Source organism: Clostridium sp. TJA085, from assembly GCF_058310235.1.
Map to the genome: position 1 here is coordinate 486,077 of NZ_JBZEEZ010000001.1, position 20,497 is coordinate 506,573.

A 20,497-nucleotide genomic window follows, 5' to 3' on the forward strand; every position below is an offset into this window, starting at 1 on the left:
GGAATTTAAATGAGCACAATTTATGAATTATTAAAAAGAATGATTACTACAGGAAACTACGAGAAAGCAGATATGCAAAATAAATTAAATGTATTTTTCGCAGTTAATCAAATTACACAAGAGCAGTACTTAGAACTAACAGAATTAATTACTCCAAAATCTATATCAGTACAACCAACAGAAATAGTTAGTCAACAATAAAATATAAGGGCAATATTAGAGGACTTTAGATAGTCTTTTTTTATTGTCCAAAATACTAGTAAGGTGAGGACAGTGTAAATGAAGGAAGTAGAAGAATTTATAAGTGTAGTTGGATTTCCAGTTACAGCTTGTGTATTTTTAGCTATTTTTATATCTAAAATGTACAATAAAATGTCTAGTACATTAGATAAAATAACAGAAACAAATAGCCAGTTAACAGAAACAAATAGTAAATTAGCAGAAAAGATAAATGCAAAGATAGATACTTTAGAAGATAAAGTAGATAAAATAGTAGATAAAATTTTATAAAATAAATAGAAAGAAGGAATTTAACAATGGAACAAATTTTAACTTATTTACAATCACATTTACCAGAGGTATTAACAATTTTAGCAGCAGTACTTTATGCAGTAGGATCATACTTAAAAATGACACCAAAGATTAAAGACTGGAGCATTCCATATATTCTAATGCTTATTGGAGCTGTATGCTCTTGTGGTATTCAACATAATATTGAAGTTATTACAATCTTACAAGGTGCCGCATGTGGTATTTTAGCAGTTGGTGCTAATCAATTAAAAGTTCAATATAAAAAGAAGGATGAAACTACTCAACAACAATAAAAGATAAGGTAATAGAACTGGACCATATAAGGTCTTTTTTTTATTACCTTTTTATATAAAATAAATTAAGAAAGAGGTAATATTAAATGTTAAAAGGAATAGACGTTAGTGAACATCAAGGAAGAATAGACTGGGAAAAGGTTAAAGATCATATTGATTTTGCTATATTAAGGGCAGGATATGGAAGAAATAATATAGATAAACAATTCTTAAGGAATATAAAAGAATGTAATAGATTAGGAATACCAGTTGGAGTTTATTGGTTTAGTTATGAATATACAGTTGAAATGGCAAGACAAGAAGCTAAATATGTATTAGAAGCTATAAAACCATATAAAGTAGAATATCCAATCTTTTTTGATTTAGAATATGATACCCTTAATTATGCTAGAAAAAATGGAGTAAATATAAGCAAAAGACTTGCTACAGATATGGTAAAAACTTTTTGTAATACTATAGAAAATGCTAACTATTGGGCTGGTAATTATGCTAATCCAGACTTTATAAATAATAAATTTTATCAAGACGAATTAAAGAGATATTCTTTATGGCTTGCATGGTATGGAGCTACAGAAAGTCAAGTTAAAGAGTATGGTTGTCAAATATGGCAATATAGTGAAAGCGGAAGCATACCTGGTATTGGAACTAATAGCGTAGATATGAACTATGAATATAGAGGTTTTGCTGAAGCAATAAGAGAAGCAGGATTAAATCACTTAGACGGAAGTACACCAGTTTCAAGACCTTCTAAACCTAAATTAATACCTCAAAATGGGGTTTGTACTATTGTTGTAGATAAACTAAATATAAGAGAAGAACCTTCAACTGATTCCGATATAGTAGGGGCTTATTATGAAGATGAACAAGTAACATATGATTATTATGTAGACAATGAAGGTTATAGATGGATTAGTTGGATAGGTGCTAGTGGCAAAAGAAGATATATGGCTGTAAGAGTTTTATCTACTAATAAAAAATATGGTCATTGTGTATAATAAAGAATAAAAGATTATTAAATAATAGTAATAGGATAAACTTTATTGAAAAAACTTTAATAATAGGAAAAAATAAGCATACAATATAAAATATATTAATTTTATTTATAGGAGTTAATATAAATATGTATATATTTATTATTATAAAGGATCTACTTGAAATGATTTTGCCAAAAGTCTTAGATTGTATATTGTTATTTTTTATAATTAAATACGCAATAATATCTAGTAATAAAAATGATGAAAAAAATAAGGAAATATAGAATTTATTAAGTAATTATCTTAGGGAGTAAGAGAAATCTTGCTCCCTTTGTTTTATTTACGGTATATTATCATGTATTACAGAAAATCATACAAAAATATTATCTACATTTAAGTTTGAAAATAAACCTAATATTATGACTATCATCCCAAGTTGTTTCAAGAATATATCCATATATTCATGGCTTTTTAGGAGTAGTAAATGAATAATTAGAAAACTCAACTTCGGTATGTTTATCATTTGCTTTAACGGTTTCGTTAATTGTATAAATTATTTATCTCCTTATTAAACTATTAATATTTAATAGTTTAATAAGGAGATAAATAATATGAGAATTAATTATAAAATGATAAATAAACAAATACGAATTAAAGGATTTTTATTTTCTAAGGTTGGTATCTTATATAATGAGAAGTTACTATATAAGATAGGAAAAGTAAAAATAAAACCACCAAAAAAGTATAAGAATATTACTTTTGAAGAAATATATATAAATACAAGAAATAAAAAGAAATTAAGAGTATGCATATATAGACCTGTTAATATAAAAGAAAATGTAACAGGGTTATTATGGATTCATGGTGGTGGATATTTTGGTGGAAACCCTGAGCAAGATATAAGGTTTTATGAAAATTTTATAAAAACTGAAAATTGTATAATTTTATCTCCAGATTATACTTTATCAATAGAAAAACCTTATCCTGCAGCTTTAGAAGATTGCTATGAAACTTTATATTGGATGAAAGAAAATGCAAAAAAGCTTAAAATAAATAGTGAACAATTATTTATAGGAGGAGAAAGTGCTGGCGGAGGACTAGCAATAGCAACAACATTATATGCAAGAGATAAAAAAGAAGTAAATATAGCATTTCAAATGCCTTTATATCCAATGATAGATGATAGAATGAATACCAAATCAGCAATTGATAATAATGCTCCCATTTGTAATTCAAAAATTAATTATTTAGGTTGGAAATTATATTTAGGAAAATTGTTTAAAACAGAAAACGTACCTAAGTATGCAGCTCCAGCAAGAGAAACAGATTATTCTAATTTACCGCCAGCTTTCACGTTTGTAGGAGATATAGAACCTTTCCATGATGAAACTATAACATATATAAATAACCTTAAAAAGAAAGGTATAGAAGCAAATATTAAAAAATTTAAAGGTTGCTATCATGGATTTGATATAGTATGTCCTAAAGCACAATGTAGTAAGGATGCTACTCAAGCTTTATTAAAAGCTTTTAAGTATGCAACTAAAAATTATTTTAAAAAACAGAATTAATAATTAAATTTTATATAATAATTTATAATAAATACAATGTTAAAGAGAGCTATAAGGTAATTTATCCTTATAGCTCTTTCTTTATTTAATAATATAATTAATTAAAATAGCTATTGAATTACATAATATATGTATAATTGCCATAATCCAATAAATAGATAACTTCTTGTTTTTATAAAATATATAAGCATAATTAAAAATAAATGATATAGGTAATATTACTATCATATAATAAATGCTATAGTTATGAAGAAAAGTAAATATTAAAGATACAATCACCCAATTTAAAAGATCATACTTTATAAATTTTCTAAGCACTTTTACTATTAATATTAATATTCCTGTTTCAATCAATGGTCCTATTAATATAGCAGAAATAATCATATATACTGAATCAATCACTGGTCCACCAATAGATGAATTTGAAATATTTAATATACTATAGAATAATATAAATATACAGTGTGATAGCATACATAATATAACAGATAATAAAATGAATTTAAAATCAGATAAATTATTTATTTTGTCTTTAAGTTTTATAAATGTATTCAAATTAGTTCCCCCTTAATATAACTAATTATACATAAACTTATAAAAATTTACATTTATATTTTATTTACAAATAAAATATTCGTATATGTTAAAATATTTTTGTATTGATATATAGTTTAAAATTAAATATATTTTCTATAAGTTAAATTAATCGCAATTTAGAATATCATACAGAAGCTATATGTACTGGTTCTTTAGCAGGTCATAATGCAGTGAGATATTTTATGGGAATGCCTTTATTATCTTTACCTACAAGTTTAGCAATAGGTGATATAATTTCTTATTCAAATGAAAGAATTACAGAAGGTAAAGATAGAAAAAGTAGATATACTTTTGCAGGATCTATATACTTTAAAAGAATGCAAGAAGAAGGATTATATACAACTGATATAGATTTAATAAATAAAAAAATTAAAAAACTAAATTTAGATAATATATTTAATCAAAAATTAGTTTAAATTATAAAAAATTAATGTAATATAATATTATTAAATAATTATTGTACGGAGGATTAAATTATGGGACTTATGAATTTTTTTAAAAATACCTATAATAATGAACCTATTGAAGAAGAAAAAGATACGCCAATAGGTGGTTTTAACAATTGGAAAGAAGCTTTGGAATCAATGAAAAATGATCAAATTAACAGGCATAAAGAAAATATAAGTAATTATTTAGAAGAATTAATAAACACTAAAAATATAAATGATTTTAATATAGATAGCTTAAATAAAATAATAAATGAAAAAGCAATTTATTTTGAAGAAAATAAAGAAATATTAGAAAAAAAGTATAATGAAATAGATTATGATAAATTAATTTTAAAATTTAGCAACGATATAATAAATGAGTATAATTAAATAATTATACTCATTTACTTTATAAAAAACTAATAATTAATTCCACATTCTTTTATACTATTTATATCATCAGAACTACATGGTGTAACAGCGTAAGTCATATTACAATTATTACATTTACAAATTAACTTATCCATTATAAAAGTATTTCCACAAGAGCAAGTTATATTATGTAATTTCTTTGTTTGCATATTTTCAAATCCCTTACTTCTAACTAAATCTGCAACTTGTTTTCCATTATTTATTGTTGAACATCCACAAGACATTTTAAATCTCCTCCTAATTTTTAAAATAATGATATTATTATACTTAAAATTAAATCTTTTTTCTGTAACATATGATACATCACAATTTTTTATAAATATAATATAGAATATTATTTTAAGTTTTACAAAAAATAATCATGAAATACACTTAATAAAATGAGGTGATTATTTGATTGATAATACTTTTCCTAAAATTTTTGATTTACAAGAAGAATTAAATCAACCTGGAATTGAACAAAAAATGAATCCAAAACCTGTATATGAACATAAAGATTATATGAATAATGGTAAAAGATTAAATGGAAAAATTGCAATAATAACAGGCGGTGATAGTGGAATTGGAAGAGCTGTTAGTTTAGCTTTTGCAAGAGAAGGAGCAACAGTTGTAATTGTATATTTAAATGAAAAAGAAGATGCAGACCAAACACTAAATTTAATAAAAAGATATAATAATAATTCTATAGGCATACAAGGTGATTTAGCTGATTATAATTTTTGTAAAAAAGTAATAAAAACAGTATCAGAAAAATATGGCATTATAGATATATTAGTTAATAATGCTGCTCAACAATATCCAGTTAAGTCAATATTAGAATTAACAAATGATCAGTTAATAAAAACATTTAGTATTAATGTATTCTCAGCCTTTTATTTAATTAAAGAAGCTCTTTCTTATATGAGTCCTGGAAGTTGTATAATAAATACTACTTCTGTTGTAGCTTATCATGGACACAAGGAACTTATTGATTACTCAGCTTCTAAAGGCGCATTAACATCACTTACTAGAAGCTTATCATTAAGCTTAGCAGATATGGGAATAAGAGTAAATGCAGTTGCGCCAGGTCCAATATGGACTCCGTTAATACCAGCATCATTTAAAAAAGATCAATTTAAAAGTTTTGGAGCTAATACAGTTTTAAAAAGACCAGGGCAACCAGTTGAATTGGCAGAAGCATATGTTTTTTTAGCTAGTCAAAATGCTTCTTTTATAACTGGAGAAACTATACATGTTAATGGTGGAGAAATGATTAATAATTAAATTTACATTAAAAGGAGATTTATAATGGGTAAAAATAAGAAGAATATACAAAAAGGTGGAGCATTATCAAATTCTAAGATTAAAAGTTACAGAGAAAATTATAATAATGAAAATAAAACAAATAACAACCATAATCAATATTAGATTATATTAACGAAGAAAAAGTTATTTTTCTTCGTTTTTTTATTTATGATTCAATAATATTTAATTTATTAATGAAAATTTTTTAATTTTAAGTTATAATAATTAGATGTGATTTACTACAGAAGCTATAAATTATTAGGAGGTATAAATGAAATATAGTATAAATGTACCAGTTGAATTTGAAGCTCGTGCAAAAGAAATGTTAATTAGTATAGATACTTTTTGTAATAATGTACTAAATGATGATTATTATAAAAAATGCATTAAATTAGTAGAGTTTTTAGCAAATACTGATGAAAATAAATTATTAAGAGGTAAAGTTAATACTTGGTCTGCTGGAGTGCTTCATGCAATCTTTTTTGTAAATGATACACTTAATAAAAAAGGTATAAGAATGGATGAATTAGCAGATTATTTTAAAGTTTCAGAGGGAACTATAGGTACTAAATCAAGAGAAATAAGAAAATTATTAAATATAGATAAAACTTCAAAGGAATGGAAAATAGAAGATTTATCTTCAAATGTTGAATGTTCAGGATGTAATTCTGAAAATAATGTTATTGATTTGTTCGATAATGCATTAAAATTAGATGATGTAGAAAAAGGGGCAAGTGAACTTAGAAAATGTGAAGAGCTTCTAAGAACCCAACTTGGACAAGACTACTTTGATAAATTTAAAGGTCAAATAGGCTTTTCTGCTGAAGGAGATTTTTACTTAACAATATTATCAACTTTATCTAATTATGAATTTGCTTTAGGTAATTATGATAGAAGTTTTAATATAGAAAAAGAAATATTAAATTTAGATGATTATGATTCTAGAAATGTAAGACATTCAATAGTGTTTAGAGCTTTAATGAATAAAGACTATGAATTTGCAAATTATATATTAGACAAGTATAGTGATGAAGATTGTATATTCTTTAAATATGGAAGAGTATTATATTATTACTATACAAATGATAGAAAAAATGCTAGAAAAGCCTTAAAAAAAGCTTTAAAACATAATCATTATTTTATAGATTGTTTAGTAGGAAAAATAAATCTAGTTGATGGTGAAATATCATCATATAGAAAAGGTAGTTTAGAAGAAGCTAGTTTATGTATAGAGTATAGTTTACCATTATGGACTAACGAAAAAATAGGAAAATGGATTATTAAAGCTTTAAATAAAATAAAATAAATAAAAAGCAAGATTTAAATCTTGCTTTTTATTTATGCTTTAATATATTATTACATTTATACATAAACATATATATAAAGGAGTTAATTTTGGAGGTAGATAATTTGGATTTTCTTCTTTATTTAGATGAATTATTGCTTAGAGGAATTTTTTCTATAACAGCTGAGGGATACATAGAAATTTTTTCACGTAAGAGAATATGTGATAAATCATTAACTGGAAGATTACATTGTGAAAATAAAGAAAGTGATTATTATGAAGACCGATTTTCAAAAGATAAAAGAGAAGGATATAAAGGATATACGAATTCTGATGCAAATACAAGAACAGTAGGATCAGAAAGTGATGAAATACTAGAAAATAGAGGTGCAATTAGAATTGAAGAAGAAGAAAAAAGAATTTATACTTTGTTTAGCTTTCATAATAAGTTAATAAATAATCTTTCTAAAAATAATCAATTAAAAACTATTCAAAACTTATGTAATGATTCTATAATAGAGGGGGACTATATAAGTTTAAATGGTCTTGTATGTCATGAGTCATTATATGAGTATATATCATCTCTTAAATTAATAATAGATTGTTTTGGTGTAGATAAACTAAATAGCATAAGAAAAGGAGATTCTATAATTGACTTTAATATTATAGATAGATTCCTTTCTGAGATGCAAAGTAAATTAAGTGCTAATAATACTACTGATTTAATAGTACAATGTAATAATAGAGATGTTATATTAACTGTTAATAACTCATATTTTTTTAATAATAATTCTAATAAATTTGATAATATAGATTGCAATGTTAATATATTAGGTAAATTAGTTAAAAAATGTTCTAATAATAATAACATTCACTTTTTAAGAAAAACTGGACAGCAAAGTTTTAATGAACAAATGCTTGCTAAATGTATTAAAGAATTTGATTGTTTATTAGATATAGGTATAGTTCCACCTAAATGTCCAAGAATAAAATGTACAGAAAATTCTTTTCAAGTAATTCCAATAAGTATGTATATATAAAGAAAGGATACTATACAAATGATTAATTATATAAATATATACTATCATATAAAAAAACTTGATGAAAAATTTGTATTATACTATTTAATAAAAGATATTAATAATATAACCTTAATGAAAATAAGAAAAAAATTAAAGAGTGATTCTTTTAAAACATCACATTATCATGGATTATATTATATTTTAAAAGATATAGTTTGTTTAATAGAACTAAAAAAAATAGATAAATATAGCAAAATAAAATTATTTACAGATAATAAAGATATAATATACAAAATAAACAATAATTATTTTACATTAAATGAAGATTTGGAATATATAAGCTTTTTCTTAAATCAAATATATGATTATAGTGCAATTTTAAATAAAAATGTATATGATATTATAAGAAAAAGTAGAAGAGTATCGTTTTCATTATATAATGAATGTAAATGCATAGGCAAAACTTACAAAAAACTTATAAATAGAAACAGTACTTTAGTAATGTTAAAAAAGAATATAGAAACCTCAGAAGAAATTATATTTTTCGATTTTGAAATGAATTGCTTAGAAAATTTTAATGATGTAGAGATAATAAGTATTGGTGCTGTAAAAACTCATATTTATGGTAATATAAATTCTAAATTTTATGAGCTTATTAAACCAAAAAATATTTCAAAATTAACTTCAAAGTGTATAGAAATAACATCATTAAATCAAAATGATATAGATAATGCAAATAACTTTGAAACAGTGTTTAAAAAATTTTCAATATGGTGTGGAAATAAAAAGAAATTATTTATATACTGGGGTGGAAATGATATAAAAGTATTAAAAAATGATATAACTAGAAATAATTCAAATTTAGAAATATTACAAACTATTTTAAAAAATAACTTAGATTTTCAAGAAATTTTATGCAAAGATTTATTAGAAATTGAAAATGCTTTATCTTTAAAAAATGCTTTGTCAAAATATAATATTGAATTCTTAGGTAATCAACATAACTCTTTATTTGATAGTATTAATTTATCTATATTATATAAAAACTCTATGATTTAAACTTTAAAATAAAAAACAAATGCAATTATTAGCATTTGTTTTTTATTTTAAAGTGGATAAAAACATCCAATTATAATTCCAAGTATTAACCCACCTAAAACTTCAAAAGGTGTATGACCCAATAATTCTTTTAATTTTTTATTATCTAATTTAAATGTATTATCTTTTGATAAAATCAAGTTTAAAAGTTTTGCATGTTCACCAGCAGCACGTCTTATTCCCATTGCATCATACATTACAATAGATGCAAATACAAAAGCTAGTGCAAATATTGATGAGTCAAAACCATTTATTCTTCCTATTCCAATTGCTAAAGAAACTATAAAAGCTGAATGAGAACTTGGCATACCACCAGTTTCAAATAGCCTATTTAAATCAAATTTTTTTGTGTAAAAATAACCAAATACTATTTTTAATGCTTGAGCTATTATTAAAGATAATACACTTAAAATAATTAATTGATTTTTTATTATCATACTTATCACTCCATATATTTATTATACAATTTTATAGTATAAATATAATAGATTTTAAAATAAAATTTTAATTAAACGATGTAAATAAATATTTAATTAAGAAAACTTTTCAATATATTGTTAACTTATATTAAAAAATTTCTATATAAAATTAATTTAATTGTTTTATAAGTATTATAATATTTTTGAAATTATAGAAAAAATTTATCTTTATAAATAATATTTTTATATTTTTAGTTAATAATAAGATAGAATTATTTTTTAAGGAGCTGATAAATATACAAATACAAGTTATTACATCTATAATTTCTGCATGTTCAATATTAGCTGGTTCTGCAATGGGAGCTTGGTTTAGTTGGATTATAAATAATAAAATGCATAAAATTCAAAGAGAAGAACAACTTAATTTAATAAATTATAATAGAGATTATGAAAATCTTTTTAAAATAAAAGCAGTATGTGAAAACGCTAATACGATAAGATTAGATATTTGTACATCTATTTATCAAAGCATACGTACAATATTAAATAAAAATGAATTAGGCTATATTTACACTATACCAATAAATAAAAATTTTTCATGTGCTGTTGCATCTCTCAGTGATAAATACACAATAAGAGAACTTAGTTACCTATATCAATTATATGGAATTATTGAAAAATTAAATAATGATATTTTAAACTTAGATATTGAAAATAAAAAAAATAAAGAACAAATATTATTAGGATTTAAATATATACTATTTAAAATATATGGCTATAATTATTTATCTATTTTAAAAGAAGACATAGAAAAGTTATCTTATGAAGATTTATATAAAAATTCATACATAAAAGAAGGTTATAAAAATATTTTTATTAAATTAGATTGTTCCTGTAAAGAAGAAGCTATACTTAGAAAAAAATTTATAAGCAAAACATCAAAAATAAAAAAATGCTAAAATAGTACATATTAATATGTACTATTTTAATAGCATTTTTTTTAGTTTATCTAATGTTGATTTCGTTTTATCTAAATTGAGAACATATTCATCTAAATTTGCATTTAAAAAATTTAATCCCCTATCTGTTATATGATATACCTTTTTACTTCTTTTATTAGATAAATCTTCACCACTCCATTTAGAAACTACATACTCTCTATCTTCTAGTTCATATAAACTTTCATAAACAGTACTAGAAGATACTGGGAAAGGCATAGTAGTTGAATCAAACATATCTCTAAAATCTGTAAGAATTTTATTTCCAAAAACAACTTCTCCTTTTGAAAGTTCCTTTAATATATAAAGCATATATAACATTTTTGTATTAACAACATTTCTTGGAGCGATAATACGATTACGCTTGTCCATAAATTAAACCTCCTTATTTAAATATATAATTATATTTTAACAAAATATATAAATAAACAAAAATAAATTACTCAACAAATTGAAAAAAAAGAATATTATATAGTAACAGAAGAAAAGGAGTGGTAAACTCATGAATAGATGTTGTAATAATTATAATTGTAACAGATGCAATAGATGTGGATATAATAATAACTATAATAATTTTAATAACTGTAGAGGTAGAGGTTGTGGATTTGGCGGTTGTGGAATAAGTCCATTGTTATTGTTATTATTTTTTAATGGTGGATTTTTCTTTTAAATAAAAAGCTTAGGTGTTTTTCACCTAAGCTTTGTTTATTAATTAAAGTACTATATTTTCTTGTAAAACCTTAATTTAATATATATAATCATATAGGAATAGAAAGATGGAGTGATATTTTATGGAAGAAAGATTACAAAAATTTATGGCTAAATGCGGTGTTGCATCAAGAAGAAAATGTGAGCAATTTATATTAGAAGGTAAAGTAAAAGTAAATGGAAAAGTTGTAAATGAATTAGGAGTAAAGATTATTGAAAATAAAGACAAAGTTGAATTTAATAATAAAATAATAGTACCTGAAGAAAAAAAAGTTTACTTTGCTTTAAATAAGCCAGTTGGATATATAACTTCATTAAAAGATGAAAAGGGAAGAAAAACTATTTTAGATATAGTTAAAGTTAATGAAAGAATATTTCCAATAGGGAGATTAGATTACGATAGTTCAGGTTTGTTAATTCTTACAAATGATGGAGATATATATAATAAAATAATACACCCAAGAGTTTCTATAGATAAGAAATATATAGCAACAGTAAAGGGTAAATTTACAAAAGAAGAAATGATTAAATTTAGTAATGGAGTTGATATAGGAGGTTATATAACTTCTTATGCTTCTATCAAAGAAATCTCTTCTAAAAATAATATTTCCACAGTTGAAATAATAATTCACGAAGGAAAAAATAGACAAATAAGAAAGATGTGTTCTGCATTTGGACATGATGTTATAAATCTTAAAAGAGTATCTATTGGAGAAATTTCTCTTGGTTACCTTAAAACGGGAGAGTATAGAGATTTAACTGAAGAAGAATTAAACTACATAAATTCATTATAATTATTATAGAAAGAAGTGTTAAATATGTTTAAATACGTATCTGATATTAGTGAACTATCACACTACATAATAAAAAACTTTTTAACAAATAAAAATATAGCAATTGATGCTACGTTAGGTAATGGACATGATACAGATTTTTTAAGTGACCAATTTTCCAGTGTATATTCTTTTGATATACAAAAAAATGCTTGTGATAGATACAAAGATAAAAAAATTTCAAATGTTACTGTAATTTGTGATTCTCATCATAAACTAGACAAATATATAAATTCTAAAGTAGATTGTATAATGTATAATCTTGGTTTTTTACCTGGAGCATCAAAAGATATAACAACATTGCATGAAACATCTCTTCTTAGTATAAAAATAGGATTAAAACTTTTAAATAGCAATGGAATTATGTCTATATGTATATATACTGGGCATGATGAAGGAAAAAAAGAAAAAACTTGCATATTAGATTACTTGGAAAATTTGCCTAAAAATGAGTTTGGGGTAATGATTCATAAATACTTAAACAGAAGCAAGACTGCACCAATGCTAGTTATTGTTGAAAAGAAATAACTTTTAAAAACTTAATTTTAAGCATATAATTCGACTTGAACTTTATATAATAAACTTAACACACATGAAATTTTTATTGAAAAATATATCATTTAATGTTAAAATTATATGACTAAAGATTGTTATAAGTAGGTAGATAATTATGGATAAGAATTTGAATGAAAATAAAGATTTAATGCGATTAATACAAATTAAGTTTCAAAGATTAAGTAAAGGACAAAAGTTAATAGCTGAATATATTTTAAATAATTATGATAAAGCAGCTTTTATGACTGCAGCTAAACTTGGAATATCTGTTGGGGTGTCAGAATCAACTGTAGTTAGATTTGCTAATGAACTTGGATTTAGTGGATATCCAAAGTTACAAAAAGCACTTCAAGAATTAATAAAAAATAAACTTACTACTGTTCAAAGATTAGAATTATCTAATGAATACATATCAGATAGTGATTCATTAAAAGGTGTTTTAAAGGCAGATATTGAAAATATTAGAGCTACTTTAGAAAAAATTAATCCAGATGTATTTGAGGAAGTTGTAAATGAAATATTTAAAGCTAACAATATATATATTTTAGGGTTAAGAAGTTCAACTGCTGTAGCAGAATTTTTAGGATTTTATTTAAATATAATACTTCAAAACGTGAGAACAGTTAGATATGGTATATCTGATATTTTTGAGCAGATGATAAATGTTAAACAGGGGGATTTAGTAATAGGAATAGGCTTCCCAAGATACGCTTCAAAAACTATAGCTGCTCTTGATTTTTCAAAAAATAAAGGAGCAAAAGTTGTAGCTATAACAGATAGCTTAATATCTCCATTAGCAGCTAAAGCTGATTTAACATTGATTGCTCAAAGTAATATGGCATCATTTGTAGATTCTTTAGTAGCGCCTCTTTCTCTTATTAATGCTTTAATTATTTCTGTTGGAATGAGAGAAAAAGAAAATATAGCTGATATATTTGGATCATTAGAAGCTATATGGCAAGACTATAATGTATATCAAATCAATAATAAAACAATTGGGGACAATGATAATTAATAGTTTTTAATTTAGATGTGTATTTTTTAGTACACATCTTTTTTTATATGCTTTAGTATAGTAAAATGATTTTAGCATAATTTAAGGAGCTGATTAAATGAAAAAAGTAGTAGTTATAGGTGCAGGCCCAGCAGGAATGATGGCTGCAATAACTGCAAGTAATTGTAATGAAGTAATTTTATTAGATGGTAATGATAGATTAGGTAAAAAATTATTTATAACTGGAAAAGGTCGTTGTAATGTAACTAATAATAAAGACATATCTGAATTTTTTGATTACATACCTGGAAATCCTTATTTCCTTTATAGTGCTTTATATACATTTACAAATGTAGATACTATAAATTTTTTTGAAAAAGAAGGTATAAAATTAAAAGTTGAAAGAGGCGGGAGAGTCTTCCCAAAATCTGATAAATCTTCAGATATTATAAAAGGTTTAAAAAATGCACTTCAAAATAAAAATATAAAAATAATGTTAAATAGTTTAGTAAAAGATATAATAAAAAAAGATGATAAAATTGTTTCCGTTATATTAGAAAATGGTAAAGAAATATTAGGAGATCATTTTATTTTAGCAACAGGAGGAGCTTCATATCCGTTAACAGGTTCAAAAGGTGATGGCCAAAGATTTGCAAAAAATATTGGTCATAATATAAAAGAATTAAAACCATCTTTAGTTCCAATAGAAATAAAAGAACCTATCGTCACAGAATTAATGGGATTATCTTTAAAAAATATATCTTTGAAGATTTACGAAGATAATAAAAAAGTATATGAAAATATAGGTGAAATGATTTTCACCCATTTTGGAATATCAGGTCCTTTAGTTTTAACTGGTAGTAGATTTATAAAGGATAATAAAAAATATAAGGTTTCTTTAGATTTAAAACCTGCTTTAACTGAAAAAGAATTAGATTTAAGAGTTCAAAAAGATTTTAAAAAATATATAAACAAAGATTTTAAAAACTCATTAGATGATCTATTACCTAAAAAATTAATTCCTGTAATAATTAGATTATCTAATATAGATGAAAATAAAAAGGTAAATGAAATAATTAAAGAAGAAAGAAAAGGTCTTGTTTTTCTAATAAAGAATTTTAATCTTAATGTAAAAAAATTAAGATCTATTGATGAAGCAATTGTTACTGCTGGTGGAGTAGATACAAAAGAAATAGATCCATCAACTATGAAAAGTAAACTTATAAAAAATCTATCTTTTGCAGGAGAAGTTATTGATGTAGATGCATTTACTGGAGGGTATAATGTACAAATAGCTTTATCTACTGGATATGTTGCGGGTAGCAATATTTAAAAGACTTGTTATAAAATAAATAAAATTATATAATTAGTTTTGTAATTGTTTATTAGAAAGGTGGAGAAATTTTGAAAATTTCAGTTGCAATAGATGGTCCTGCAGGTGCAGGAAAAAGTACAATAGCTAAGTTAGTAGCTAAAGAATTTGATTTGATGTATATAAATACAGGGGCTATGTATAGAGCAGTAGCTTTAAAAGCTTCACAAAATAATTTAAAACCAAACGATATTGATAAAATATGCGAATTAATAAAAACTATGGAAATGCATTTTGAAAATGATGATTTAATTTTAAACGGTAAAAATGTTCAAGAAGAACTAACTATGCCAGAAATAAGTTCTATAGTTTCAGCTTATGCATCAATACCTGAAGTTAGAAAAATGCTTGTAAAGCTTCAACAAAATATGTCTAAAAAATATAATGTTATAATGGATGGTAGAGATATTGGAACTGTTGTTTTAAAAGATTCAAAATTTAAGATATTTTTAACTGCAACTCCAGAAGAAAGAGCAGATAGAAGATATACTGAATTAAAAAATAGAAATATAGATTGTTCATATAATGAAATATTAAAAGACATAATTAGACGAGATTATGAAGATAGCAATAGAGCTACAGATCCATTAAGAAAAGCTGATGACGCTATAGAAATAGATACAACTGGGTTAAACATAGTAGAAGTAACAGAAAAAATAAATAATTTTATAAGAGAAAATTTTAATAAATAAAATTTATGAGGAATTTAAAATGAGAGAGATTATACTAGCTAAAAACTCTGGATTTTGCTTTGGAGTAAAAAGAGCTGTAGATAAAACTATTGAAATAAAAAATAATTATAATAAGAGAATTTATACATTAGGACCTCTTATTCATAATAATGATGTAGTTAAATTTTTAGAAAAAAACGATGTATTTTCAATAAATATTGAAGATATTAATAAATTAGCTCCTAATGATGTAATTATTATAAGATCTCATGGAGTTTCAGAGGAAACTTTAAACGAATTAAATAAAAGAGGTTTAAAAGTTATAAATGCTACATGTCCATTTGTTACTAATATTCAAAAAAAGGTTAAAAAATATTCTGAAGAAGGTTATGATATAGTTATACTTGGTGATAAAAACCACCCAGAAGTAATTGGTATAAATGGATGGTGTAATAATAAAGCTACTATAACGAAAAATGGTGAATTTACTGAAGGCAAAAATCATTTTGGTAAAACTTGTGTTGTATCTCAAACTACTGAAAAGGAATCTAATTGGAATAAAACTGTTTCAAATCTAGAAAAAATGACAGATAACCTTTTACAATTTAATACCATTTGTCTAGCTACAGAAGAAAGACAAAAAAGTGCATTTGAACTTTCAAGAGAAGTAGATGCTATGATTGTAATAGGCGGAAAAAATAGTTCTAACACAAATAAGTTATACCAAATTTCAAAAGAAAATTGTATTAATACTATTCATATAGAAAACGTTAGTGCATTACCAAATGATTTTATAAATAATGAAAACTTTAAAAAAATTGGTATTACTGCTGGTGCTTCTACACCAGAATGGATAATAAGGGAGGTTATTGAAGTTATGGAAAATACAAATAACGAACAATTACAATTGATGAATGAAATCGATAAAAGATTATTTACTGGAAGTGAAATTGAAGGTGAAATACTTTCAATATTAAATGATGAAGTAGTTATTTCACTTACTGGATATAAATCAGATGGAGTTATCCCATTTAAAGAATTAACTGCTAAAGAAGATCCAAAAGAATATGCAAAAACTTTAAATGTTGGTGATAAATTAAAAGCTAAAGTTATAAAACTTAATAATGATAATGGATTTGTTGTTCTATCAAGATTAGAATATGAAAAAGAAGAAATCCTAAATACACTTCAAAAAATGTTTGATGAAAAATCTACATTTGAATTAAAAATTTCAGAAATAAAAGAAAAAGGATTAGTTGGTTACTTTGGAGGTATACGTGTTTTTATTCCATCATCACAAATTGATATGAAATTTGTTAATGATAAAGAATCTTACAAAGGAAAAACTTTAAAAGTTAAATTAATAGATTTTAACAAAGAAAATCCTTCAAGAGTTGTAGCATCAAGTAGAATTGTACAAGAATTAGAAAAAGAAGCTAAAGAAAACTTAGTTTTTGATTCACTAAAAGTTGGAGATGTTGTAAAGGCTGAAGTTAAAAGATTTACTGATTTTGGAGCTTTTGCTGAAGTAAATGGGGTTGATGGTTTAATACATCTTTCACAAATATCTTGGAATCATGTAAAAAAAGCTCAAGATTATTTAAAGAGTGGAGATATAATTGATGTTAAAGTTATTGATTTAGATAAAGAAAATAAAAAACTTTCTTTAAGTATTAAAGAGCTTACTCCTGAACCATGGAGCAATATAACAGAAAGATATCCAGAAGGATCTATTGTTTTAGGCAAAGTAGTAAGATTGAATGATTTTGGAGCTTTTGTTGAATTAGAACCTGGTGTTGATGGATTAGTTCATATATCAAAAATAAGTCATGATAGAATAGATCATCCAAAGGACATATTATCAGTTGGAGAAGATGTAAAAGCTAAAATATTATCTGTTGATGAATCAAATAAACGTATAAGCTTAAGTATAAAAGATATTTAGTAGTAAATGATAACCCCTTTATTAAAGGGGTTATTTTATAATAATTTATGGGGTGGATATTTTTATATGGTACAATATGAGAAATTAAGCAATAAAAATTTCTCTAAGTTAGAAATTTTAATAAATGAATCTTTAAATTTTAATAAATATAAAAATAACTTTATTAAATATTATTTCAAATCAAATTTATTTAAAAAATCACTTCTTAAAAATAACTTAATATTAATTTTATTGAACAAACAATATATTGGTTATATTTGGTTTGATTATAACGATATAGATACAATAATTATAAATGATACTTATATAAAAAATAATTATGTAGATTTAGTAAAATTTAATGATATACCTAAACTTAATGGCAAAATATTAATTTATCAAACATATGAAGATAAATTAACAACTAATATTTTATTATCAAATTTGTTTATCCGTTCTAAACAAACAAAATTATTAAAATATAATATAAAAACTAAATTAAATATAAATTCCAATGTTAGCTTTAGAAAATTTAATAAAAATAAAGATGAATTTCTAAGATGCAATATTCAAAATTCTATATTTTATGATAAATCTAGACTTCCTTTAAAACCTAAAGATATACGTTTTGAAGAAAAACAATCTTACTATAATGAAAATTTTTGTATTTTTATTTTAGATTCTAATAATAATGAAATTGGTTATGGACAAATAATATTTAATAACAACATATATACAATAGTTAATCTAGGTATAATTAGTGAATATAGAAGTAAAGGATATGGTGAAGATTTACTTATCTATCTAATAAACTTAGCGTATAAAAATAATATATCGGAAATATTTATAAGAGTTGAAGAAAATAATTTTAAAGCGTTTAATCTTTATAAAAAAATAGGTTTTCAAATGATTGGAGATTATGCTACTTGGATAAGACCTTAATTCATAAAATTAAAAAACGCTTTAAATTGATTATAAAATTTAATATAATATATAAGACTATTTAAACAAGTGATTTTTATTGAAAAGGAGATTATTATGTCAAATACAAAAGATTTAAAATATTGTATAGAAACTTGGGGATGCCAAATGAATGAAGAGGATTCTGAAAAACTTTCAGGTATGCTTAAAAGAATTGGCTATACAAGAACTGAAAATAAAGAAGAAGCATCTATAATATTATTTAATACTTGTTGTGTTAGAGAAAATGCTGAAAATAAGGTTTTTGGTAATCTTGGAGCATTAAAAAAACTTAAAGAAAAAAATAAAGATTTAATAATAGGTATTTGTGGATGTATGATGCAACAAAAAGGAATGGCAGATAAGATATTATCAAAATTTCCATATGTTAATATAATTTTTGGAACTCATAACGCATATAAATTCCCAGAGTACTTAAATAGAGTAAAAACTGAAGGTGTACAAGTAAAAGAGATTTTTAATAAAGAAACTGATATAGTTGAAGGTATTCCAGTAGATAGAGAAAGTGATGTAAAGGCATATGTTACAATAATGTATGGTTGTAATAACTTCTGCACATATTGTATAGTACCTTACGTTAGAGGAAGAGAAAGAAGTAGAAAACCAGAAGAAATATTAAAAGAAATTAAAGATTTAGTAAGCAAAGGATATAAAGAAATAACATTATTAGGTCAAAATGTTAACTCATATGGAAAAGGCTTAGAAGAAGATATTGATTTTGCTAAATTATTAAGAATGATTAATGAGGTTGAAGGATTAGAAAGAGTTAGATTTATGACTTCACATCCAAAAGACTTAAATGAAGATGTAATTTTAGCTATAAAAGAATGCGATAAACTTTGTGAGCAAATACATTTACCAGTTCAAAGTGGATCAGATAGAATATTAAAAGAAATGAATAGACATTATGATAGAAAACATTACATGGGATTAATAGAAAAAATAAAAAAAGAAATTCCAGATGTAACTATAACAACAGATATTATTGTTGGATTTCCAGGTGAAACAGAAGAAGATTTCGAAGATACATTAAGTCTTGTAAATGAAGTAAAATATGATTCAGCATTTACTTTTATATATTCAAGAAGAAACCATACACCGGCAGATAAAATGGAGAATCAAGTACCTGATTCTGTTAAACATGAAAGATTTAATAGACTTGTTGATGCTGTTAATAAAGCCGTAATAGAAAACAATAAAAAATATGAAGGTAGAACACTTGAAGTACTAGTTGAAGGAAAAAGTAAAAATGATGATACTAAATTAATGGGAAGAAGTAGAAATGGTAAATTAGTAAATTTTGAAGGAGATGAATCCTTAATTGGAACTCTTGTAGATTTAAAAATTGTTCGTGCACAGCCATTTTCACTTATAGGTAAATTAATTAAATAATGAAATAAAAAAAGGCCAAATAAGGCCTTTTTGTTTTCTTATTTTTAAATTATAAACTCCTATGTTATAATCGTATAGATATAAGTAAATATAATCAATTAGTCTTTAAAATTTAATTTTATAAGATATAATAAA

At 23.7% G+C, this 20,497-nt stretch carries 25 protein-coding genes and 1 pseudogene; 22 read left to right on the forward strand and 4 right to left on the reverse strand.

Annotation, left to right across the window (positions count from 1 at the left end; all coding sequences use genetic code 11):
- Positions 1–9 precede the first annotated feature (9 nt).
- The 6 genes from AC4FQW_RS02640 (at position 10) to AC4FQW_RS02665 (ending at position 3,369) form a co-directional block, all read left to right on the forward strand.
- Positions 10–201: a hypothetical protein gene (locus tag AC4FQW_RS02640; protein ID WP_491147072.1), complete on the forward strand. Its 192-nt coding sequence runs from the start codon at positions 10–12 to the stop codon at positions 199–201.
- Positions 202–279: 78 nt separating this feature from the next.
- Positions 280–510, forward strand: a complete 231-nt coding sequence (locus AC4FQW_RS02645; RefSeq protein ID WP_491147073.1) for an iduronate sulfatase — start codon at positions 280–282, stop codon at positions 508–510.
- Positions 511–536: 26 nt separating this feature from the next.
- A complete protein-coding gene (locus tag AC4FQW_RS02650) occupies positions 537–824 on the forward strand; it encodes a phage holin family protein (protein WP_491147074.1) in 288 nt (95 codons plus the stop codon).
- An 86-nt stretch (positions 825–910) separates the two neighbouring features.
- Positions 911–1,819 (forward strand): GH25 family lysozyme, encoded by a 909-nt coding sequence (locus tag AC4FQW_RS02655; protein ID WP_491147076.1) that lies wholly within the window; start codon positions 911–913, stop codon positions 1,817–1,819.
- Between the two features lie 125 nt (positions 1,820–1,944).
- Positions 1,945–2,082 (forward strand): hypothetical protein, encoded by a 138-nt coding sequence (locus tag AC4FQW_RS02660; protein WP_491147078.1) that lies wholly within the window; start codon positions 1,945–1,947, stop codon positions 2,080–2,082.
- 327 nt (positions 2,083–2,409) lie between these two features.
- Positions 2,410–3,369, forward strand: a complete 960-nt coding sequence (locus tag AC4FQW_RS02665) for an alpha/beta hydrolase (protein WP_491147079.1) — start codon at positions 2,410–2,412, stop codon at positions 3,367–3,369.
- Between the two features lie 81 nt (positions 3,370–3,450).
- Here AC4FQW_RS02665 and AC4FQW_RS02670 read toward each other — a convergent pair whose 3' ends face one another.
- Positions 3,451–3,924, reverse strand: a complete 474-nt coding sequence (locus AC4FQW_RS02670; RefSeq protein ID WP_491147080.1) for a CPBP family glutamic-type intramembrane protease — start codon at positions 3,922–3,924, stop codon at positions 3,451–3,453.
- A 167-nt stretch (positions 3,925–4,091) separates the two neighbouring features.
- On the opposite strand from AC4FQW_RS02670, the pseudogene AC4FQW_RS02675 reads away from it, so the two are divergent.
- Together AC4FQW_RS02675 and AC4FQW_RS02680 are read left to right on the forward strand one after the other, a co-directional pair.
- Positions 4,092–4,382: pseudogene (locus tag AC4FQW_RS02675) on the forward strand (FAD-dependent oxidoreductase); the annotation flags it as partial.
- A 60-nt stretch (positions 4,383–4,442) separates the two neighbouring features.
- On the forward strand, positions 4,443–4,784 hold the full coding sequence (locus AC4FQW_RS02680) for a hypothetical protein (RefSeq protein ID WP_303130518.1): 342 nt from the start codon (positions 4,443–4,445) through the stop codon (positions 4,782–4,784).
- Between the two features lie 29 nt (positions 4,785–4,813).
- Here AC4FQW_RS02680 and AC4FQW_RS02685 read toward each other — a convergent pair whose 3' ends face one another.
- The gene (locus tag AC4FQW_RS02685) at positions 4,814–5,050 is read right to left on the reverse strand and encodes a hypothetical protein (protein WP_303130519.1); all 237 of its coding nucleotides are present in this window, start codon (positions 5,048–5,050) and stop codon (positions 4,814–4,816) included.
- A 172-nt stretch (positions 5,051–5,222) separates the two neighbouring features.
- Between AC4FQW_RS02685 and AC4FQW_RS02690 the strand changes: the two genes are divergently transcribed.
- The 4 genes from AC4FQW_RS02690 to AC4FQW_RS02705 all read left to right on the forward strand — a co-directional run bounded on the left by AC4FQW_RS02690 (position 5,223) and on the right by AC4FQW_RS02705 (position 9,476).
- Positions 5,223–6,089 carry an SDR family oxidoreductase gene (locus AC4FQW_RS02690; protein WP_491148141.1) on the forward strand — a complete coding sequence of 289 codons (867 nt, stop codon included), beginning with the start codon at positions 5,223–5,225 and terminating at the stop codon, positions 6,087–6,089.
- Between the two features lie 292 nt (positions 6,090–6,381).
- Positions 6,382–7,416: a DUF6398 domain-containing protein gene (locus tag AC4FQW_RS02695; protein ID WP_491147081.1), complete on the forward strand. Its 1,035-nt coding sequence runs from the start codon at positions 6,382–6,384 to the stop codon at positions 7,414–7,416.
- A gap of 104 nt (positions 7,417–7,520) precedes the next feature.
- The gene (locus tag AC4FQW_RS02700; protein WP_491147082.1) at positions 7,521–8,435 is read left to right on the forward strand and encodes a hypothetical protein; all 915 of its coding nucleotides are present in this window, start codon (positions 7,521–7,523) and stop codon (positions 8,433–8,435) included.
- An 18-nt stretch (positions 8,436–8,453) separates the two neighbouring features.
- Complete coding sequence (locus tag AC4FQW_RS02705) at positions 8,454–9,476, forward strand: 3'-5' exonuclease (RefSeq protein ID WP_491147084.1); 1,023 nt, start codon at positions 8,454–8,456, stop codon at positions 9,474–9,476.
- 47 nt (positions 9,477–9,523) lie between these two features.
- Here the strand turns inward: AC4FQW_RS02705 and AC4FQW_RS02710 are convergent, their stop codons facing one another.
- Positions 9,524–9,952: a divergent PAP2 family protein gene (locus AC4FQW_RS02710; RefSeq protein ID WP_303130526.1), complete on the reverse strand. Its 429-nt coding sequence runs from the start codon at positions 9,950–9,952 to the stop codon at positions 9,524–9,526.
- A gap of 338 nt (positions 9,953–10,290) precedes the next feature.
- Between AC4FQW_RS02710 and AC4FQW_RS02715 the strand changes: the two genes are divergently transcribed.
- Positions 10,291–10,893: a hypothetical protein gene (locus AC4FQW_RS02715; RefSeq protein WP_491147085.1), complete on the forward strand. Its 603-nt coding sequence runs from the start codon at positions 10,291–10,293 to the stop codon at positions 10,891–10,893.
- A 21-nt stretch (positions 10,894–10,914) separates the two neighbouring features.
- Here AC4FQW_RS02715 and AC4FQW_RS02720 read toward each other — a convergent pair whose 3' ends face one another.
- Positions 10,915–11,304, reverse strand: a complete 390-nt coding sequence (locus AC4FQW_RS02720) for a PadR family transcriptional regulator (protein ID WP_303130529.1) — start codon at positions 11,302–11,304, stop codon at positions 10,915–10,917.
- 130 nt (positions 11,305–11,434) lie between these two features.
- On the opposite strand from AC4FQW_RS02720, the gene AC4FQW_RS02725 reads away from it, so the two are divergent.
- The 9 genes from AC4FQW_RS02725 (at position 11,435) to miaB (ending at position 20,362) form a co-directional block, all read left to right on the forward strand.
- A complete protein-coding gene (locus AC4FQW_RS02725) occupies positions 11,435–11,602 on the forward strand; it encodes a hypothetical protein (protein ID WP_303130530.1) in 168 nt (55 codons plus the stop codon).
- Between the two features lie 121 nt (positions 11,603–11,723).
- Positions 11,724–12,434, forward strand: a complete 711-nt coding sequence (locus tag AC4FQW_RS02730; protein WP_491147086.1) for a pseudouridine synthase — start codon at positions 11,724–11,726, stop codon at positions 12,432–12,434.
- Positions 12,435–12,458: 24 nt separating this feature from the next.
- Positions 12,459–13,001, forward strand: coding sequence for a tRNA 5-(aminomethyl)-2-thiouridylate-methyltransferase MnmM (gene mnmM / locus AC4FQW_RS02735; protein ID WP_303130533.1), 543 nt, complete (start codon positions 12,459–12,461; stop codon positions 12,999–13,001).
- Positions 13,002–13,143: 142 nt separating this feature from the next.
- Positions 13,144–14,043: a MurR/RpiR family transcriptional regulator gene (locus AC4FQW_RS02740; RefSeq protein ID WP_491147087.1), complete on the forward strand. Its 900-nt coding sequence runs from the start codon at positions 13,144–13,146 to the stop codon at positions 14,041–14,043.
- 97 nt (positions 14,044–14,140) lie between these two features.
- On the forward strand, positions 14,141–15,355 hold the full coding sequence (locus tag AC4FQW_RS02745; protein ID WP_491147088.1) for a BaiN/RdsA family NAD(P)/FAD-dependent oxidoreductase: 1,215 nt from the start codon (positions 14,141–14,143) through the stop codon (positions 15,353–15,355).
- A 71-nt stretch (positions 15,356–15,426) separates the two neighbouring features.
- Positions 15,427–16,086, forward strand: coding sequence for a (d)CMP kinase (gene cmk, locus AC4FQW_RS02750; RefSeq protein ID WP_491147089.1), 660 nt, complete (start codon positions 15,427–15,429; stop codon positions 16,084–16,086).
- Between the two features lie 19 nt (positions 16,087–16,105).
- Complete coding sequence (locus AC4FQW_RS02755) at positions 16,106–18,010, forward strand: bifunctional 4-hydroxy-3-methylbut-2-enyl diphosphate reductase/30S ribosomal protein S1 (RefSeq protein ID WP_491147090.1); 1,905 nt, start codon at positions 16,106–16,108, stop codon at positions 18,008–18,010.
- 66 nt (positions 18,011–18,076) lie between these two features.
- On the forward strand, positions 18,077–18,931 hold the full coding sequence (locus AC4FQW_RS02760; RefSeq protein WP_303130540.1) for a GNAT family N-acetyltransferase: 855 nt from the start codon (positions 18,077–18,079) through the stop codon (positions 18,929–18,931).
- 96 nt (positions 18,932–19,027) lie between these two features.
- Positions 19,028–20,362 (forward strand): tRNA (N6-isopentenyl adenosine(37)-C2)-methylthiotransferase MiaB, encoded by a 1,335-nt coding sequence (gene miaB / locus AC4FQW_RS02765; protein WP_491147091.1) that lies wholly within the window; start codon positions 19,028–19,030, stop codon positions 20,360–20,362.
- Positions 20,363–20,497: the final 135 nt, after the last annotated feature.

What these genes read in the sequence shown, in the direction of transcription:
- AC4FQW_RS02640 (WP_491147072.1), top strand. Translation starts at nt 10, where the DNA reads ATGAGCACAATTTATGAATTATTAAAAAGAATGATTACTACAGGAAAC.
- AC4FQW_RS02645 (WP_491147073.1), top strand. Translation starts at nt 280, where the DNA reads ATGAAGGAAGTAGAAGAATTTATAAGTGTAGTTGGATTTCCAGTTACA.
- AC4FQW_RS02650 (WP_491147074.1), top strand. Translation starts at nt 537, where the DNA reads ATGGAACAAATTTTAACTTATTTACAATCACATTTACCAGAGGTATTA.
- AC4FQW_RS02655 (WP_491147076.1), top strand. Translation starts at nt 911, where the DNA reads ATGTTAAAAGGAATAGACGTTAGTGAACATCAAGGAAGAATAGACTGG.
- AC4FQW_RS02660 (WP_491147078.1), top strand. Translation starts at nt 1,945, where the DNA reads ATGTATATATTTATTATTATAAAGGATCTACTTGAAATGATTTTGCCA.
- AC4FQW_RS02665 (WP_491147079.1), top strand. Translation starts at nt 2,410, where the DNA reads ATGAGAATTAATTATAAAATGATAAATAAACAAATACGAATTAAAGGA.
- AC4FQW_RS02680 (WP_303130518.1), top strand. Translation starts at nt 4,443, where the DNA reads ATGGGACTTATGAATTTTTTTAAAAATACCTATAATAATGAACCTATT.
- AC4FQW_RS02685 (WP_303130519.1), bottom strand. Translation starts at nt 5,050, where the DNA reads ATGTCTTGTGGATGTTCAACAATAAATAATGGAAAACAAGTTGCAGAT.
- AC4FQW_RS02695 (WP_491147081.1), top strand. Translation starts at nt 6,382, where the DNA reads ATGAAATATAGTATAAATGTACCAGTTGAATTTGAAGCTCGTGCAAAA.
- AC4FQW_RS02705 (WP_491147084.1), top strand. Translation starts at nt 8,454, where the DNA reads ATGATTAATTATATAAATATATACTATCATATAAAAAAACTTGATGAA.
- AC4FQW_RS02710 (WP_303130526.1), bottom strand. Translation starts at nt 9,952, where the DNA reads ATGATAATAAAAAATCAATTAATTATTTTAAGTGTATTATCTTTAATA.
- AC4FQW_RS02715 (WP_491147085.1), top strand. Translation starts at nt 10,291, where the DNA reads ATGGGAGCTTGGTTTAGTTGGATTATAAATAATAAAATGCATAAAATT.
- AC4FQW_RS02720 (WP_303130529.1), bottom strand. Translation starts at nt 11,304, where the DNA reads ATGGACAAGCGTAATCGTATTATCGCTCCAAGAAATGTTGTTAATACA.
- AC4FQW_RS02725 (WP_303130530.1), top strand. Translation starts at nt 11,435, where the DNA reads ATGAATAGATGTTGTAATAATTATAATTGTAACAGATGCAATAGATGT.
- AC4FQW_RS02730 (WP_491147086.1), top strand. Translation starts at nt 11,724, where the DNA reads ATGGAAGAAAGATTACAAAAATTTATGGCTAAATGCGGTGTTGCATCA.
- mnmM (WP_303130533.1), top strand. Translation starts at nt 12,459, where the DNA reads ATGTTTAAATACGTATCTGATATTAGTGAACTATCACACTACATAATA.
- AC4FQW_RS02740 (WP_491147087.1), top strand. Translation starts at nt 13,144, where the DNA reads ATGGATAAGAATTTGAATGAAAATAAAGATTTAATGCGATTAATACAA.
- AC4FQW_RS02745 (WP_491147088.1), top strand. Translation starts at nt 14,141, where the DNA reads ATGAAAAAAGTAGTAGTTATAGGTGCAGGCCCAGCAGGAATGATGGCT.
- AC4FQW_RS02755 (WP_491147090.1), top strand. Translation starts at nt 16,106, where the DNA reads ATGAGAGAGATTATACTAGCTAAAAACTCTGGATTTTGCTTTGGAGTA.
- AC4FQW_RS02760 (WP_303130540.1), top strand. Translation starts at nt 18,077, where the DNA reads ATGGTACAATATGAGAAATTAAGCAATAAAAATTTCTCTAAGTTAGAA.
- miaB (WP_491147091.1), top strand. Translation starts at nt 19,028, where the DNA reads ATGTCAAATACAAAAGATTTAAAATATTGTATAGAAACTTGGGGATGC.